The organism is Kitasatospora sp. NPDC052868, assembly GCF_044547105.1.
In the GTDB taxonomy this organism is placed as follows: domain Bacteria; phylum Actinomycetota; class Actinomycetes; order Streptomycetales; family Streptomycetaceae; genus Kitasatospora.
Genome location: NZ_JBITZW010000007.1, coordinates 223,308 through 239,993, shown reverse-complemented (window position 1 = coordinate 239,993; position 16,686 = coordinate 223,308). Strand labels below are relative to the sequence as shown.

Annotated in this window: 12 protein-coding genes; 8 read left to right on the top strand and 4 right to left on the bottom strand. The window is 73.3% G+C overall.

Translation table 11 applies throughout. The features are described from left to right. Positions 1-388: 388 nt before the first annotated feature. Positions 389-1,126, top strand: a complete 738-nt coding sequence (locus ACIGZJ_RS14835; protein ID WP_396457558.1) for a tyrosine-protein phosphatase — start codon at positions 389-391, stop codon at positions 1,124-1,126. Further along, on the top strand, positions 1,120-2,889 hold the full coding sequence (locus tag ACIGZJ_RS14830) for a glycoside hydrolase family 3 protein (protein WP_396457557.1): 1,770 nt from the start codon (positions 1,120-1,122) through the stop codon (positions 2,887-2,889). Before ACIGZJ_RS14835 ends, ACIGZJ_RS14830 begins: the two co-directional genes overlap by 7 nt. A 95-nt stretch (positions 2,890-2,984) precedes the next feature. On the opposite strand, the gene ACIGZJ_RS14825 is transcribed toward ACIGZJ_RS14830, so the two are convergent. Both ACIGZJ_RS14825 and ACIGZJ_RS14820 read right to left on the bottom strand, forming a co-directional pair. After that, on the bottom strand, positions 2,985-4,274 hold the full coding sequence (locus tag ACIGZJ_RS14825) for a serine hydrolase domain-containing protein (protein ID WP_396457556.1): 1,290 nt from the start codon (positions 4,272-4,274) through the stop codon (positions 2,985-2,987). Between the two features lie 508 nt (positions 4,275-4,782). Further along, positions 4,783-5,619, bottom strand: coding sequence for a hypothetical protein (locus tag ACIGZJ_RS14820; protein WP_396457555.1), 837 nt, complete (start codon positions 5,617-5,619; stop codon positions 4,783-4,785). A gap of 231 nt (positions 5,620-5,850) precedes the next feature. Here ACIGZJ_RS14820 and ACIGZJ_RS14815 point away from each other — a divergent pair, with 231 nt between their 5' ends. Then, positions 5,851-6,846 carry an aldo/keto reductase gene (locus ACIGZJ_RS14815; protein ID WP_396457554.1) on the top strand — a complete coding sequence of 332 codons (996 nt, stop codon included), beginning with the start codon at positions 5,851-5,853 and terminating at the stop codon, positions 6,844-6,846. Between the two features lie 209 nt (positions 6,847-7,055). Then, the gene (locus ACIGZJ_RS14810) at positions 7,056-9,710 is read left to right on the top strand and encodes a PKD domain-containing protein (RefSeq protein ID WP_396457553.1); all 2,655 of its coding nucleotides are present in this window, start codon (positions 7,056-7,058) and stop codon (positions 9,708-9,710) included. Between the two features lie 141 nt (positions 9,711-9,851). Here the strand turns inward: ACIGZJ_RS14810 and ACIGZJ_RS14805 are convergent, their stop codons facing one another. Together ACIGZJ_RS14805 and ACIGZJ_RS14800 are read right to left on the bottom strand one after the other, a co-directional pair. Then, positions 9,852-10,571 carry a hypothetical protein gene (locus ACIGZJ_RS14805; protein ID WP_396457552.1) on the bottom strand — a complete coding sequence of 240 codons (720 nt, stop codon included), beginning with the start codon at positions 10,569-10,571 and terminating at the stop codon, positions 9,852-9,854. Continuing rightward, complete coding sequence (locus ACIGZJ_RS14800) at positions 10,571-11,197, bottom strand: RNA polymerase sigma factor (RefSeq protein WP_396457551.1); 627 nt, start codon at positions 11,195-11,197, stop codon at positions 10,571-10,573. The genes ACIGZJ_RS14805 and ACIGZJ_RS14800 overlap by 1 nt, the downstream gene beginning before the upstream one ends. A gap of 405 nt (positions 11,198-11,602) precedes the next feature. Here ACIGZJ_RS14800 and ACIGZJ_RS14795 point away from each other — a divergent pair, with 405 nt between their 5' ends. The 4 genes from ACIGZJ_RS14795 to ACIGZJ_RS14780 all read left to right on the top strand — a co-directional run bounded on the left by ACIGZJ_RS14795 (position 11,603) and on the right by ACIGZJ_RS14780 (position 16,463). Next, on the top strand, positions 11,603-11,839 hold the full coding sequence (locus ACIGZJ_RS14795; RefSeq protein ID WP_392939469.1) for a hypothetical protein: 237 nt from the start codon (positions 11,603-11,605) through the stop codon (positions 11,837-11,839). A 349-nt stretch (positions 11,840-12,188) separates the two neighbouring features. Next, positions 12,189-12,641 (top strand): hypothetical protein, encoded by a 453-nt coding sequence (locus ACIGZJ_RS14790; RefSeq protein WP_396457550.1) that lies wholly within the window; start codon positions 12,189-12,191, stop codon positions 12,639-12,641. Between the two features lie 718 nt (positions 12,642-13,359). Further along, positions 13,360-14,700 carry a M14 family metallopeptidase gene (locus tag ACIGZJ_RS14785; RefSeq protein ID WP_396457549.1) on the top strand — a complete coding sequence of 447 codons (1,341 nt, stop codon included), beginning with the start codon at positions 13,360-13,362 and terminating at the stop codon, positions 14,698-14,700. A gap of 188 nt (positions 14,701-14,888) precedes the next feature. After that, a complete protein-coding gene (locus ACIGZJ_RS14780) occupies positions 14,889-16,463 on the top strand; it encodes an APC family permease (RefSeq protein ID WP_396457548.1) in 1,575 nt (524 codons plus the stop codon). The last annotated feature ends 223 nt before the right edge of the window (positions 16,464-16,686 follow it).

Below are 16,686 nucleotides of genomic sequence, written 5' to 3'. Positions count from 1 at the left end.
GGCGGTCTGCACCGGTGCGGCGGTGGCGTTTTCGCACCTGCGGCCGACCGTTTCGTCCCCTGGTCGCAGCCTCGCTCCAGAAGTGGCAGTACTGCCAAAAGGCAGTTGTGCAAACTTCGGGTGACGGGCCATCGAAGACTTGGCACGCGGCTTGAACGGCCCTGACCGGGCGTGATTCGCTGCCAACGGCGGCGAAAACCGCCCCGGGCCCCGCCGGCCCGTCCGGGCCGTGCGTCCCTGCTCACCGGCCCCCGCTGCGCCGGTCGCCCACTGCGCCGGTCCCCCGTTGGCCGCCCCCCATTCGTCGGCCGCCACACCGCGAGTGAACCGGCCCCGCCCCGCGACGCGAGAACCGCTCGCCCGCGCCCGCTCCACCGAGAGGTCCCGCATGTCCCTGGTCAACTTCCGCGACCCCGCCGTCCTCACCGACCCCGACGGCCTGCGGATCCGCCCCGGTGCGCTCTACCGCTCCGCCCAGCCCTTCCCGGCCGCGGACGAGGCCGTCGTCGAGCAGCTGCACACCGCCGGCATCCGCACCATCGTGGACCTGCGCGGCGCCGCCGAGTGCGAGACCGCCGATTGGGCCGCCGCCGAGGCCGCCGGCCTCACCGTCGTCGCCGCCCGGGTCGAGCCGACCAACGACGCCCTCGACGCCGCCATGCGCGGCATGACCACCGCCGCCGACCTCGGCGCCTTCTACCTGCTGCTGGCCGAGTCCGCCCCCGCGTCCCTCGCCGCCGCCGTCGAGGCGGCCGCCCGCCCCGGCGGGGTCCTGCTGCACTGCGCCGCCGGCAAGGACCGCACCGGCCTGCTCACCGCCCTGCTGCTCGACCTCCTCGACGTGCCCGCCGAGCGGATCGTCGCCGACTACGCCCGCACCGCCGAGGCGCTGCCGCAGATCTTCGCGGGCCTGGCCGCGCGCCACCGGGCCGCCCTCAACGACGGCCGGGAGTTCCACGTGCCCGCCCCGCTGCTGGAGGCCCCCGCCGAGGCGATGGCCGTCTTCCTCGACCTCGTCCGCACCCGGCACGGCGGCTCCGCCGCCTTCCTCGCCGCCTGCGGGGTCGCCCCCGCCACCCTGGACGCCTTCCGTGCCAAGGCCGCCGCGGAGGCCGTCGCATGCTGACCACCCTGCGCCACCACGACGGCACCCCGTTCCGCGACCTCAACCACAACGGCACCATGGAGCCCTACGAGGACCACCGGCTGCCCGTCGAGGAGCGCGTCGACGACCTGCTCGGCCGGATGACCCTCGCCGAGAAGGCCGCCCTGATGTGCCACGCCCGGATGCTCCCCGGCGATCAGGGCCCGTTCCCCTCCGGCTCCGCCCTGATCGGCGACCGAGGCCTCACCGCCTTCGCCATGATGGCCGTCCCCGACGCCCGCACCATGGCCGACTGGAACAACCACGTCCAGGACCTCGCCGCCGCCGAGCGCCTGGGCATCCCGGTCACGCTCGCCTCCGACCCCCGGCACGGCTTCACCACCAACCCCGCCACCGCCTTCACCGGCGGCGGTTTCAGCGCCGGGCCGGAGCCGATCGGCCTCGCCGCCACCGACGACCCCGCCCTGGTCGAGGAGTACGCCGCCCTGATCGGCCGCGAGCTGCGCGCCGTCGGCATCCGGCTCGCCATCCACCCGATGGCCGACCTCGCCACCGAACCGCGCTGGGCCCGGATCAGCGGCACCTTCGGCGAGGACGCCGACCGGGCCTCCCGCATGATCGCCGCCTACATCCGCGGCCTCCAGGGCGAGCGGATCGGCCCGGACAGCATCGCCTGCATGACCAAGCACTTCCCCGGCGGCGGCCCGCAGGAGGGCGGCGAGGACTCGCACTTCGCCGTCGGCCGCCGACTCGTCTACCCGGGCGGCGCGTTCGAGCACCACCTGCGCTCCTTCGAGGCGGCCTTCGCGGCCGGCACCGCCCAGATCATGCCCGCCTACGCGATCCCGTCCAGGACCGGTATGGCCGAGGTCGGCGCCAACTTCAACCGGGACGTCATCACCGGTCTGCTGCGCGGTCGCTACGGCTTCGACGGCGTGGTCTGCACCGACTTCAACGCCATCACCGGCATGGAGGTCCCCGGCATCGTCACGCTGCCCCCGCGCCACTGGGGCGTCGAGCAGCTCTCGGTGGCCGAGCAGGTGGTCCTCACCCTGGACGCCGGCGCCGACCAGCTCGGCGGGGAGACCGACCCGGAGCTGATCCTGGCCGCCGTCCGCTCCGGCGCGGTGGGCGAGGACCGGATCGACCGGTCCGCCCGGCGCATCCTGCGCGACAAGTTCCGCCTCGGCCTCTTCGACGACCCGTACGTCGACCCGGACGCCGCCGCCGAGACGGTCGGCACCCCGGCCGGACGCGCCCTCGGCCGCCGGATGCAGCAGCGCTCCCTGGTCCACCTCGCCGGAGCGCCGGTGACCGGACCGCGCCTCTACGTCGAGGGGGTCGACGCCGCGACCGCCGCGGCCTACGGCACCCTCGTCGACCGGCCCGAGGACGCCGACGCCGCCGTCGTCCGGATCGCCGCACCCTACGAGCCGCGCGAGGGCTTCCTGGAGCCCTACTTCCACAGCGGCTCGCTGGAGTACCCGCCCGCGGAGGCCGAGCGGCTGCTCGCGATCGCCGCCGCCGTCCCCACCGCGTTCGTCGTCCACCTCGACCGGCCGGCCGTGCTGACCCCGCTGGCGCCCCACGCCGCCCTGCTCGTCGGGGAGTTCGGGGCCTCGGACGAGGTGGTACTGGACGCCGCGCTCGGCCGCGCCGGCCTCCCCGGCGTGCTCCCCTTCGACCTGCCGTCCTCGATGGCCGCCGTCGAGGCCGCCCGCGAGGACGTCCCCTTCGACACCCGCGAGCCGCTGTTCCGCTGTGGCCACGGAGCGCCCCGCTGAGGCCCTGAGCCGATGGGGTCGCCCCGAAGTCCCCCCGCAATCGCCCCGGGGTCGCCTCGGAGTCGTTCCCGAGGCGACCCCGAGGGCCCTTGCGGTCAGATCCGGGTGTCCTCCACCACCGGGACGCCGTTCGCCGCGCCCGCGCCGTCCTGCTGCGCACCCGACCCGGGCGCGGTCAGGGCGCTGCGGGGCGCGGCGGCGGCCGGCTTCTTTCCGCAGAAGGCGGGCTCCAGCGCGCCCATCAGCCCCTGCGTCACCGCGCCGTTGTTGGAGGCGTTGGCGAACACGACGACGCTGCGCCTGCCGTCCGGGGTGGCGAAGCTCTGGGTCTGGTAGCCCTGGACGATGCCGCCGTGGCCGAAGACCGTGCCGCAGGAGAGCGTGATCCGGCGCAGGCCGAGCCCGTAGCCGATCGTCGCCGTGGGCGTGGGGAGCGCGCTGGTCATCTGCTGCAGCGACGCGTCCGTGACGAGCCCGCCGGCGCTGCCGGCCAGCAGCGCGGTCAGGAACCGGTCCATGTCGCCCGCGGAGGAGATGACCGCACCGGCGCTCCACAGCCAGGACGCGGTCTGCTCGGTGGAGTCCAGCAGCGGCTTGGCGCGGTCGTCGTTGGTGAGGTAGCCGGTGATGTGCGAGCCGGAGATGCCCTTGTCCGGGACGACGAAGGACGTCCGGCGCAGGTTCAGCGGCTCGATCACCTCGTCGCGCAGCACGTCGGCGTAGGGGCGGCCGGTGAGGTGCTCGACCGCGATGCCCAGCAGCACGAAGTCGGTGTTCGAGTACGAGTACCGGCTGCCCGGCGTGTACTGGACCCCGTGCCGGACCGAGTCGGCCACCAGCTCCTGGGGCGTGTAGACGTTGTTGCGGATGCGCGCCTCGAAGGCGCTGGTGGTCTCCTCGCCGGACTGCTCGAGGAGGTCGTTGGTGTGGTCGTAGATCCCCGCGCGGTGCTGCATGACCTGGCGGACGGTCATCGTCCAGTCGGCCGGCAGCGTGCCCTCCGGGAGGTAGTCGCGCAGCGGCTTGTCCAGGTCGATCCGGCCCTGCTCGACGAGCCGCATCACCAGGACCGCGCCGAACATCTTGCTGTTGCTGCCGACCCGGAACCGCCAGTCGGCGTTCATCGGCGTCCCGTCGAGGTCGGCCTTGCCGAGGCTGAGCGACCAGCCGAGCTCGGGGTTGCCGTGGTCCCGGACCACGGCGAACGCGCCCGGCGCGCCCGCGTTCAGGGTGTTCTGCAGCGCCGCACGCACCGCGGTCCGGTCCGGCGTGGGCGCCGCGGCCGTCACCTGCTCGGCGGCGGCGCTCCCCGCCCCGGCGCCGGCCACCAGCAGTGCGCCGACCACCGCGACCGCCGCCGAACGCACAAACCCGGTCTTCACCATGCCGCTGGACCCCTGTTCCTGTTACCTCGTCACCTCACGCGGCGACCCCGCGCGGACCAGGATCCTATCTCCCGAATGTGACGAATTCTGACGGTTGGTCACCCGGGGCAACCTCCACGGCACCTTCGGGCAGAACTTCCGGCCCGAGCCTCCCCACCACCTCCGACCTGCGGGTAACCGGTGTCGCGGGCCCGCCACGACCGGTCCGCCCGGGGCCGCTGCCGGGCCTGCGGTCGGTAACGGCGCCCGCCGGGTGCGGACGGCGTGGACCGCCCTCGTCGGCGCGACGGCCGGGCGCCGGTGTGAGACGTTGGACGGGGGGCGTAGCAGGGAGGAGTGGCCATGTCGTCGAAGCGACGCAGGAAGAAGAAGGGCCGCCGGAAGCACGCAGCCAACCACGGCAGGCGGCCGCAGTGCTGAACCCTCGGCGCCGGACCCCCGGCGCCGAACCGATCCGGCCCGGCGGCGGACGCGGAGTCCGCCGCCCGGCCGGTCTGCGGGCCTGGCTCTAGGCCGTCTTCGGGGTGCCCAGGAAGCGGTGGAGCGAGGCCGTCAGGGCGATGACGAAGGCGTCGCGGACCGGCTCGGGGACGCGGTCCAGGGACAGGTAGGGGTTGAGGTCCTCCAGCTCGACCAGGAGGAGTTCGCCCTCCCGGCTACGGCAGGCGTCCACCCGCTGGATGCCGTGGTCGAGGGTGTTCCACTCGACGAAGCGGCGGGCGAAGACGAGGTCCGCCTCGCTGGGCTCGTAGGGTTCGAGGACCCAGCGCCGGTCCGGGTCGGGGGCGTGCAGGGCGTACTGGAAGGCGTCGTCGACGAAGTAGAACGACACCTCGTAGCGGAAGTCGACGTGCGGCTGGACCAGCACGTCGCCGTACGCGAGGGCGGCCAGCTCGTCCTCCCCGACGAAGCGCAGGCCGATGGAGTCCGCCCCCGCCTTCGGCTTCACCACGTACCGGCCCGTCCCGGCGAGAAGCCCGAGGTCCTCGGGCCGGTCGACGGTGGGGATGACCGGGTACCCGGCGGCGGTCAGGTCCAGCAGGTACTGCTTGCCCGCCATGTCGCCCCGGCCGGACAGCGGGTTGTAGACCCGGGTGCCGCGCGCCGCGGCCTGCTCGCGGAAGGCCTCGTACTGCTCCTGGTAGTGCAGCACCGGACCGCTGTTGCGGACCACCACGGCGTCGAAGGCGTCCATCAGCGCGGCCGCCTCCAGCGGGTGGCACAGGGCGATGTCGAAGTCCGCGCGGAGGCGGGAGGACAGCTCGATGTCCTCGTCGCAGTACCGCCGGCCGCGGGCCTGGTAGGCGAGATCGGTCACGAACAGCACGCTGGGGCGGGTGGGCACGGCGGGTCTCCTCGGTCGATGGCCACCAACCTACCCACCGCCCTCCGGCGGCCCGCATCCGGAGCAGACTGTTCCGGATCGGCGCAGGTGAGGGCCGGTCGGAGCAGGTCAGGGCCGGTCGGAGCAGGTCAGGGCAGGTCAGGGCAGGTCCGCGGACGGGCGGCGGATAGGGTCGGGTACGGGCGGGGCCCCCGGCCGCCGCCCACCGCAGCTCTCGAAGGGACCTCCGCCATGCCGACCGCACCCGCCACCGGACCCGCCACCGACCCGACGCTCGCGCGGTTCGGCCTGGGCACGGCCGCGGTCGGGCGACCCGGGTACATCACGCTCGGGCGGGACCTCGACCTGCCGGCCGAGCGCACCGTCGAGGCGATGCAGGCCCGCACCCACGCCCTGCTCGACGCCGCCTACGCGGCGGGGGTGCGGTACTTCGACACCGCCCGGTCGTACGGCCGGGCCGAGGAGTTCCTCGGCGCGTGGCTCGCCGCCCGGCCGGAGTGCGCGGCCGACGTGGTGGTCGGCAGCAAGTGGGGCTACACCTACACCGCCGACTGGCGCGCCTCCGGGGTGCCCGTGCACGAGGTCAAGGAGCACTCGACGGCGGTGTTCGACCGCCAGATCAAGGAGACCAGGGCGCTGCTGGGCCCGCGGCTGCACGTGTACCTGGTGCACTCCGTCACCCCGGACAGCCCGGCGCTGACCGACCCGGCGCTGCACGCCCGGCTGGCGGAGCTGGCCGCCGAGGGCGTCCGGGTCGGCCTGTCCACCAGCGGTCCGGCGCAGGCGGCCACCGTCCGGGCGGCGCTGGAGGTGACGGTGGCGGGCCGACCGCTTTTCACCGCCGTCCAGTCCACCTGGAACCTGCTGGAGCCGTCCGCCGGACCGGCGCTGGCCGAGGCGCACGCGGCGGGGTGGCTGGTGGTGGTGAAGGAGGGCATGGCCAACGGCCGGCTCGCCGACCGCAACGCCACCGGTCCCGACACGGCCGCGCTGCGCGCCGCCGCCGACCGGGCCGACACCTCCTGCGACGCGCTGGCCCTGGCCGCGGCCGCCGCCCAGCCCTGGGCGGACGTCGTGCTCTCCGGCGCGGCCACCTCCGCGCAGCTGGCCTCCAACCTCACCGCCGCGGGCCTCCACCCCTCCCCCGCGGACCTGGCCGCGCTCGCCCCGCTCGCCGGGCCCGCCGAGGCCTACTGGCGCACCCGGGCCGCGCTGCCCTGGGCCTGAGCGCTGCCCTCCGCCCGAGCGCGGCCAGTGCCCTGCGCCCCGGGCCCGAGCGCGTGCCCGCAGACGCGTCACCGCAGGTGGGGGGGCGATCGCAGCCGTCGGAAGGGCCTCGCGATAATCGTTGTGCCCGCGCTCCTGGCGGGCCGACCCGCCCGACCGGGCCCCGCCCGCCGGGTCGACCCCCTGTCCCCACCCCGAAGGACCGCACCGTGCGTCCCCATCGCGCCAAGGGCCTGCTCGCCGCAGGCCTCGTCACCGTGCTCGGCGGCCTCCCCACCGCCACCACGGCTTCCGCCACCACCACCGGCCCCACCGACGAGGCGAGCGGGGTGTTGCGGGTCGACGGCTGGGACCCGGCGTGCTCGGACTCCGGGACTGGCACGGCCGCGAAGCCGTTCTGCTCCGTCAACGCGGCCACCGCGGCGGCCCTGCCGGGTCAGACCGTCGAGGTGGCCCGGGGCGCGTTCGGCTCCGACACCGTGATCACGAAGTCGGGCGAGCCCGGCCGGCCCCTCACCATCCGGGGCGCGGCCGGCACCGCGGCCGGCACCGCGGTCGGCGGCGATGTGCGGCTGTCCGGTGTGCACGACGTCGTCGTGGAGTCGATGGACGCACGGGAGGTGCAGATCACCGGCTCCAGCCGGGTCACCGTGGTGCGCACCGAGGCCTCGGGGATCAAGGTCACCGACTCCCCGGGCACGACCCTCACCAACAACACGGTGACCGACGGCTGCACCGCCGGCATCGAGCTGGCCGGCGACTCCTCGGGTTCGAACATCTTCAACAACGTGGTGGGCAACCACTTCTCGCCCACCGCGCCGTACTCCTGCCCCGACCCCGCGGGCGCGGAGATCGCGGTCTCCACCCTCTCGGCGAAGGACACCCGGGCCGGCTCGAACACCGTCGCGCCGTACTGGACGAACTTCAGCAACGGTACGCCGTACCTCTGGGCCGGTACCCGGCACGAGACGCCCGGGTCACTGGCGGCCGCGACGGACGGCCGGGCGGGCGGGCACGACTACGTGGTGGCGCGCTGGGTGCCCGGCAACGCGGCGAACAGCGAGGTCGTCGACTCCGCCGACGAGACCGCGCCGGGCTTCGTGCCTGCCGCGCATCCGGCCGACGACCCGTCGCGGCCCAACCTCGGCACCGGTCTGGGCTACCACGACCGTGGGGCGAGCGAGCGCCAGGAGCCGATAACGGTGGCCCAGCTGACGGTCGACCACCAGCAGGCCCCGTACGGCACCGAGGTCACGATGACGGCGACCACCGGCTCCGATTCGGCGCACTGGCCGACCTCCGTGATGTCCTACCGCTACGACTTCGGCGACGGCACCCCGCAGGTCACGTCCGGTTCCCGGGTCGTCAAGCACACCTACGCCAAGGCGGGCACCTTCTACGCGAACGTCACCGTGGACACCGGCGGCGGCCAGCCGTTCACCGGCCGGTACGCGGTGCAGGTGCAGAGCACGACCCCGGGGCCGCTGACCGCCCGCGCCACCGTCCAGCAGGTCGTCCCGGACCAGTTCGACACGGCCGACGCCCCGCCGCTGGGTGTGAAGCTCGACCCGTCGGCGACCTCCTCTCCGTGGCCGGTCTCCACCGTCGTGGTGGACTACGGCGACGGCTCCCCCGCCGTCACCCGGAACACCCTGGACGCGACCGTCCACGGGTACGCCTCGCCGGGCGACTACACCGTCACGGTGACCGTCACCGACACCGCCGGCCGCACCAGCACCGCCGCGTACCCCTTCCGGGCCGCGTACGCCCCGACCGGGTTCCTGCGCACGGAGCCGTACCGGCTCGCCGACACCCGGGAGGACCCGAACCTGGACCTCGCGGGCGGGCGCGAGGTGCCCTTCACGCTCCCGACCGGCACCGCGCCCGGGGCGAACGGCGTGCCGGGGAACGTCACCACGGTCGTCCTGAACGTGACCGTCACCGGCGCCACCGAGGACACCCACCTCACCGTCTGGCCGACCGGCCAGGCCCGCCCGATCACCTCGAACGTGAACGTGGCCGCCGGCCACACCTCGTCCAACCTGGTCACCGTGCCGATCGGCGACGCCAAGCGGATCAGCACCCTGCTCAACGCCGGCCGCGCCGAGGTCATCGTCGACGTCGTCGGCTTCTACCGGCCCAACGGCGGCCACCTCTTCACCCCGCTGTCGCCGAGCCGACTGGCGGACACCCGCGACAGCGGCAAGCTCGGGTCGGGCGAGACCCGTGCGGTGAAGGTCGCGGGCGTCGGCGGCGTCCCGGCGGACGCGACCTCCGTGGTGCTCAACCTGACCAGTACCGAGACCGCCGTGGACACCCACCTGAAGGTGTACGCGGGCGGCGGGACCAAGCCGGTCAGCTCCAACCTGAACCCGGAGCCCGGCAAGGACAAGTCCAACCAGGTCGTCGTCCCGGTCGGCCCGGACGGCACCGTCAACGTGTACAACCACAACGGTTCCACCCACGTGATCCTCGACGTCTTCGGGTACTACTCCCCCAACGGACAGGCCAAGTACACGCCCACCGTGCCGGTGCGTCTGACCGACACCCGCACCACCCCGTTCGCCAAGCCCGGCCCGGACAGCACCACCACCGTCACCGGCATCCCCGCCGGCGCCCGGGCGGCCGTCCTCAACGTGACGTCCACCAACACCACCGAGGACAGCTACCTCACCGTCCACGCCCACGGCGCCCCGCGTCCCGGCACCAGCAACCTCAACCTGCTGGCCGGCCAGACCGTGCCCAACCACGTCACCACCCCGGTCGGCGCGAACGGCAGCGTCGACATCTACAACCACGTCGGCAGCACCGACGTCATCGCCGACCTGTTCGGCTACTACACCGACGCCTGGCCGAAGCCCTGACCCTGGCGCCCCCGCCGCCGTCGGCCGACGGCGGGGGCGGGGGCGGTGGCGCGGACTCCGTGGACCGGATCGGCAGGCAGGTCCCCCGACGGGACCAATGGTCCACCTACACCCGCGACGGCCGTCCCTGCCCGGGCCAGGTCACCGCTTCTGCTGACCCGGGAAGACGACGGAGCCGGCCGGCGGGGCAGGCACGCAGTCGGGGCCCGGGCCGTCCGCCAGCTGCCCGGTGAGGATGCCGGCGGCGTGGGCGGGGTCGGTCTTCGCCAGCGGGAAGACGATCCGCAGCTGCTTGCCCGCGGGCATCTTGCCGGGGCTGACCGACAGGACGAGCCTGCCGTCCTCCCTGTCGATCCCCCAGCCCTGATCCCCGGCCCCGGGGGAGGGGCTCGCGGAGGCCGAAGGGGAGGCCTCGGGTGCGGCGCCGGCCGAGGCGGACGGCGAGGGATCCGCCTGGCCGGGCAGCGCGGCCTGGCAGTCGGGGTCACCGGCATAGATGCGGCTGCGGACACCGAGCCGGTCCAGGTCCTTCTGCAGCCCGTCCAGGTCGATCCGGCCCGCCGGGTTGACGATGGTGAGCTTGACGGTGCCGTCATCGGCGGTCTGCAGGGTGTAGGCGGCCGCGGTCTGGGCCGGCAGCGCGGTCAGGGCGACAGCCGCGGCGGCGGCGGCCAGACCTGCCGGCAGTGCGATGCGTACAGCCGGATTCCGGCGCTTGTCGTTGCGGCGGGACATGGTCAGCCAACTGGTCATCAGGTGTTCCTCACGCTGGTGTCGGCGGCCGGCCGGAAATTCGCGCTCCGCGGGCACCGGCAGCATCCGACGCAGCGTCTGCAGGTCGTCGTCCTGGTCCCGGTTCATCACGCTTTCCTCTCCTGCGGCCCGACCGCATTGGTGCGGTCATCTGTTGGCTGCCAGCCTGCGGCTGCGGGTTCCATGGTCAGACCAAGATTCTTCCGAGCGAGCTTGTCCAGCCGACGCCGAGCACGCGACAGGCGGGAACGGACCGTGCCCACCGGCACTCCGAGTGCGTGGGCGGCCGCCGCGTAGTCCAGCCCCGCCCACACGCACAGGGCCAGCACCTCGCGGTCGGACCGGGAAAGACGGTCGAGAACCTGCCGCACCGCCGCGATGCGCTCCCGGTCCTCCAAGCGCCCGACCACCTCGTCCGCGAAGTCGGGCAGCAGCCCGGGCCGGGGCATCCGCTCCATCAGCGCCTGGTGCCGGCGCGCCACCCTGCGGCGCCGGTGCACCACGAAGGTCGCGATCCCCAGCAACCACGGCAGGAGACTTCCGCCGCTCGGTTCGGCCTTCTCCCGTAACCGCCACGCCTCGAGGAACACCAGCGAGGCGCAGTCCTCCGCCCCTGCCCAGTCACCGGTCAACCGGAAGCAGTGGTTGTACACGGCCTTGCCGTGCCGGCGGAACAGCACGCTGAAGGCGCCCTCGTCACCTGCCCGTATACGGGCCCGAAATCCTGGATCCATACCCATCTCCGCCAGTCACGGGCGCACAGTTCCACGTGATGAGGACCACATTCAAACCGGCGGCCACAGCCGTTCGCCATGCCGCCACCGGCCCCCCGCGTCGGCGGGGTCGGCCGGATGCGATCCGGCGGCGGGCGGTCGCCACCGCCCCCGGTCGGCGCGCCGGGATCCACGGGGAGTCGTCGTCACTGATGGACTGTCAGGTTCCTGCCACTGCAAGAACTGTCCGGAAGATGATCGTCAGCCCGTCAGGCGAGCCATTGACCTGCACCGTCACAGAAACACCACATCGCTTCCGGTCGGAATTGGTCTCGACCATTGCACCGCCTTCACATTCGGAGGAGGCTCCTCGACGAAGCGCAGGGACACCAACCCCGGCGCTCACCAATGGGAGGAAGACCACTCATGTCGCTTCGCAAGGCATTCTCCGCCGCGGCCGTGGCCGGGCTCGTGGCCGGCGGCGCCCTGATCGCCGCCCCGGCCGCCCAGGCGTCCACCTACACCTACATCGGCATCTACCCGACCGCCGCCGCCTGCCACGCGGCCGGCCAGGCGTATGTGAACAGCCACCAGGCCATCGTCTACTTCTGCGACACCACCACCGAGACCGGCCCCGCGCGGCTCTCCGCAGTCCTCTACTGAGCCGCCGGAACGCACCGGTGGTGGGCCGCACAGCCGACGGCCCACCACCGGGGCCGTCCCCGCGGGCACGAGGAGCCCCCCGGGCCTTCCCCGCCTCGCCGACAGCCCCCCCCCCCGGGGGGGCCGCGAGCGCGCCGCCCCCGGTGAACTCCTACTCCGCGCCCATGAGTTGTACTCGTGCCACACGGCACGGCCGACAGCGCCGCAGTCCCACGCCAACTCGCCGCCCGATTTTCAATCTGACGATGACTCAGCTACAGTCCATAGTGCAATATCACATTGCAATGGCTCCCTGGAGGGTCCAGGCGGCCTCCGCACACCCCAGGAAGAGGACCTCATGATCCACAGGATGCTCACGACGACCACCGCCCTCGGCGCGCTCGGGACGGCCCTGATCGTCGCGGCCCCGGCCGGTGCAGCCACGGCGGCCTCCGACCCGGCCGACACCCCCACGACCACCTGCACCTACCGCCTGCAGGTCGGTCTGGCGACCAAGCTGTGCACCACGGTGAGCGGGGGCACCGTCCAGTTCACCGGCCACATCGGCCTGGCCGGCCCGCCGAGCCCCGGCAGCCCGTTCCCCCAGCAGCAGCAGCTCAGCGTGGTCCTGACCGCCGACGCCGGCGCCGACGCCGCGCTGGGGACGCTGCAGCGGACCGTCACCTTCCAGAGCCAGCCGGTGGAGGTCGGCGCCGTGGGCGGCGCAGTGGCGTGCGGTTCGACCGCGCACGCCTCGTTCTCGGTCTCGTCCTTCGGCCGGTACAGCACCCCGATCACCACCGATGTCCCGGTGACCTGCTGATCCGCTCGACCCGCCGCCCCGCTCGCCGGCCTACCGGTCCGGCGCTCCGGCAACGCGCCTGACAGCGCCTGACCGTGTCTCACAATGCCGGGCACCAGGTCGGTCCGGCGGGCAGAACACGCAGACCACACGCGGCCCCGTCGACCGGCGGGGCCGTCGTCGTCGCACCCGCAGAGCCGACCCGAAAGACCGTCACCGTTGGACCGCGACCGGGTCCGCCCTTTTCTTGAGCAGTTGTCATGACTGAAACGGCGTCAGACCGGGCATACCCTCAGTACCCGCCGATGGGCCCGGCTGAAGCTCCCCCACGAGCGCAACCGGGCCCCTGGCTGGCGGCCGGGCCTGGACGTGACTTCCCCCACGGAGTAGCGACCAGGCCCGCATAATGTTCTCCCAGCGACACGCAGCGTACATGCCACATCCACGTTGCGCTACCTCGCATCGATCCGGCGCCCATCCGCCCCGGTCCCGAGCCCCCGACCACCTCGCGGTCACCTCGCAGCCGCCTCGCGGAATCCGGCGCCGACCGGGGCATCCCCGGGCGCCGGGCGCGGCCTCGGGCCTCGGGCGACCAGGCGGCAGAACCCCCGGGCCGGGGCGACGGGAAGAGCCTGCCGAACACATTGACGAATCCATGACACTGACGGACCATCATGCTGGCGCGCGCCTCAGTTCCTCCCCTGTTCCGTCCCTACGGACCCCCCACAGGAGGACAGTCATGCGACTGCCCCGCCGAGGGCGGCCTGCCGCGGTCACCGCGGTCCTGCTGGCCCTCGCACTCGCCTCCCCGCTCACCGCCCAGGTCTCCGCGCACCCGGTCCCCACCGACACGGCCGTCACCGCCGACACCGCCCGGCAGTACCTCCTCGACGGCCCCCGCACCGTCGCCGAACGCACCGCCGTCGCCGCCACCGGCGCCTCCGTGGACGCCGTCCGGACCGACTCGGTGGTGGTCACCGCCACCCCCGCCGAGCTCGCCCGGCTGCGCGCCCTCGGCTGGCTCCCCACCCCGCTGCCGGTCCAGGGCGCCGCCGCCGGCGAGGAGTCGCTCGGCGCCGCGGTGTACGACTTCCCGAGCGCCGACTCCGGGTACCACAACTACGCCGAGGCCACCGCCGACATCGACGCCGTCGTCGCGGCGCACCCCGACATCATGAGCAAGCGCGTCATCGGCACCTCCTACGAGGGCCGCCCGATCGTCGCCGTCAAGATCAGCGACAACGTCGGCACCGACGAGAACGAACCCGAGGTGCTCTTCACCGCCCACCAGCACGCCCGGGAGCACCTGACCGTCGAGATGGCCCTCTACCTGCTGCACGAGTTCGGCGACAAGTACGCCACCGACAGCCGGATCGCCAACGCCGTCAACAGCCGCGAGATCTGGGTGGTCCCCGACCTCAACCCGGACGGCGGGGAGTACGACATCGCCACCGGCCGCTACCGCAGCTGGCGCAAGGACCGCCAGCCCAACAGCGGCGGCAGCACCGGCACCGACCTCAACCGCAACTGGGACTACAAGTGGGGCTGCTGCGGCGGCTCCTCCGGCTCCACCTCCAGCGAGACCTACCGCGGCGGCGCCCCCGAGTCCGCCAAGGAGACCAAGGTGGTCGCCGACTTCGTCCGCACCCGCGTGGTCGGCGGCAAGCAGCAGATCACCGCCGCCATCGACTTCCACACCTACAGTCAGCTGGTGCTCTGGCCGTTCGGCTGGACCACCGCCAACACCGCCACCGGGATGACCGCCGACGAGTACAACACCTTCGCGACCTTCGGCCGGACCATGGCCGGCACCAACGGCTACACCCCCGAACAGTCCAGCGACCTGTACATCACCGACGGCGCGATCGACGACTGGCTGTGGGGCGCGCAGCGGGTGTTCGCCTACACCTTCGAGATGTACCCCGGCCCGAACGGCAGCAGCGGCTTCTACCCGCCCGACGAGGTGATCGGGCGTGAGACCAGCCGCAACCGAGAGGCCGTGCTGCGGCTGGTGGAGACGGCCGACTGCATGTACCGCGCGATCGGCAAGCAGCAGCAGTACTGCGGCATCGCCGCCTGAGCGACCGCGCACCGGCCGGGGCGGTTCCTCCTTCGGGGGGAGCCGCCCCGGCCCGGTTCCGCGCCGCCCCTCACCCCCCCAGGAAACCCACGGGCCCCGGGCGTACGCTGAGATGGTCCGGCCCCGGGCTTACGCTGAGGTCCGGCCCCCGTCCGTACCTCCGCGCACAAGATGAGGAGGTGGGAACGATGAGTGGCCCTCCTGGACGCCACACGCCGCCTCCGCCCTCCGCACCCACCGTGGTCAGCTCCCGGGCAGGTGAAAAAGGCCTGAAGACCGGTGCCCTCGGCCTGGTCTCCTCGGTCGCCATCGGCCTGGCCTCCACCGCGCCCGCCTACAGCCTGGCCGCCACCCTCGGCATCATCGTGGCCGGCGTGGGCCTACAGGCCCCGATCATCACCGTCCTGGCGTTCATCCCGATGCTGCTGATCGCCTACGCCTACAAGGAGCTCAACGCCTCCGACCCGGACTGCGGCACCACCTTCACCTGGGGCGCCCGCGCCTTCGGGCCGCGCACCGGCTGGCTGGGCGGCTGGGGCATCGTGGTCGCCGACATCATCGTGATGGCCAACCTGGCGCAGATCGCCGGCGTGTACGGCTTCCGGTTGTTCGGCTTCGACGGCCTCGCCGAGAGCACCGCGTGGACCACCGTGGCCGGCGTGCTGTGGATCATCGTGATGACCGCGATCTGCTACGTCGGCATCGAGATCTCGGCCGCCCTGCAGCGCTGGCTGCTCTGCGTCGAGGTCGTGATGCTGGTGCTGCTGTCGGTGACCGCGCTGGTCAAGGTCTACGGCGACCATCCGCCCGACACCGCGATCCACGTCGCCGCCTCGTGGTTCAACCCGTTCGAGATCGCCTCCAGCACCGCCTTCACCGCCGGCGTCCTGGCCGCCGTCTTCATCTACTGGGGCTGGGACACCGCGGTCTCGGTCAACGAGGAGACCGCCGACGCGGCCCGCACCCCCGGCCGCGCGGCCGTCATCTCCACCGTCCTGCTGCTGCTCATCTACGCGCTGGTCACCGTCTCCTCGCAGGCCTTCGCGGGCATCGGCACCGAGGGCATCGGGCTCGGCAACGAGGAGAACTCCGGGGACGTGCTGTCCGCCCTGGGCGGCGCCGTCTTCGGCAGTACCGGTCTGGGCTGGTTCCTCACCAAACTGCTGATCTTCATGGTGCTGACCTCCTCCGCGGCCTCCACCCAGACCACCATCCTGCCGACCGCCCGGACCACCTTCTCGATGGCCGCGCACAAGGCCATCCCGACCCAGTTCGCCCGGGTGCACCCCCGGCACCGCACCCCGACCTGGTCGACGGTCGCCATGGGGCTGGCCTCCATCGCCTTCTACGTGCTGCTCACCGCGATCAGCGGCAACGTGCTCGCCGACTCGATCGCCTCGGTGGGCCTGGCCATCGCCTTCTACTACGGCCTGACCGGCTTCGCCTGCGTCTGGTACTACCGCAAGGTGCTGACCCGCAGCGTCCGCGACTTCGTCTTCAAGGGCCTCGCACCGCTGCTCGGCGGCCTGATGCTGCTGTACTTCTTCTGCTACGGCGCCTTCGACGTCTACGCCGACCCCGACTACGGCTCCACCTCCATCGACCTGCCGATCTTCGGCGAGACCGGCGGCGTCACCGTGATCGGGATCGGCGCGCTGCTCCTCGGCGTCGTGCTGATGCTCGTCCAGTGGGCGGTGCAGGGATCCTGGTTCAGGCACCCGGACGTCCCGGTCAGCGCGGCCGACCCCGCGGACGCGCCGTAGAGGGCCAGGGCCCGGTCAGTCCAGCCCGAGCACCCGGGCCGGCTCCATCGCCTCCACGATGATCGGGCTTCGGCACCTCCGGTCACCGCGTCGACCGCGGACCTGCCCCGTCGACGGCCGCGGCGCCCCCCCCCCGGGGGGGGGGGGGGGGGGGGGGGGCGGGGGGGGGGGGGGCGGGGCCGGGGGGGGGGCGGGGGGCGCCGGGCCCGGAGGGCCCCCCCGC

What these genes read in the sequence shown, in the direction of transcription:
- ACIGZJ_RS14830 (WP_396457557.1), top strand. Translation starts at nt 1,120, where the DNA reads ATGCTGACCACCCTGCGCCACCACGACGGCACCCCGTTCCGCGACCTC.
- ACIGZJ_RS14795 (WP_392939469.1), top strand. Translation starts at nt 11,603, where the DNA reads ATGTCGCTTCGCAAGGCATTCTCCGCCGCGGCCGTGGCCGGGCTCGTG.
- ACIGZJ_RS14805 (WP_396457552.1), bottom strand. Translation starts at nt 10,571, where the DNA reads ATGAACCGGGACCAGGACGACGACCTGCAGACGCTGCGTCGGATGCTG.
- ACIGZJ_RS14790 (WP_396457550.1), top strand. Translation starts at nt 12,189, where the DNA reads ATGCTCACGACGACCACCGCCCTCGGCGCGCTCGGGACGGCCCTGATC.
- ACIGZJ_RS14815 (WP_396457554.1), top strand. Translation starts at nt 5,851, where the DNA reads ATGCCGACCGCACCCGCCACCGGACCCGCCACCGACCCGACGCTCGCG.
- ACIGZJ_RS14835 (WP_396457558.1), top strand. Translation starts at nt 389, where the DNA reads ATGTCCCTGGTCAACTTCCGCGACCCCGCCGTCCTCACCGACCCCGAC.
- ACIGZJ_RS14825 (WP_396457556.1), bottom strand. Translation starts at nt 4,274, where the DNA reads ATGGTGAAGACCGGGTTTGTGCGTTCGGCGGCGGTCGCGGTGGTCGGC.
- ACIGZJ_RS14800 (WP_396457551.1), bottom strand. Translation starts at nt 11,197, where the DNA reads ATGGATCCAGGATTTCGGGCCCGTATACGGGCAGGTGACGAGGGCGCC.
- ACIGZJ_RS14785 (WP_396457549.1), top strand. Translation starts at nt 13,360, where the DNA reads ATGCGACTGCCCCGCCGAGGGCGGCCTGCCGCGGTCACCGCGGTCCTG.
- ACIGZJ_RS14780 (WP_396457548.1), top strand. Translation starts at nt 14,889, where the DNA reads ATGAGTGGCCCTCCTGGACGCCACACGCCGCCTCCGCCCTCCGCACCC.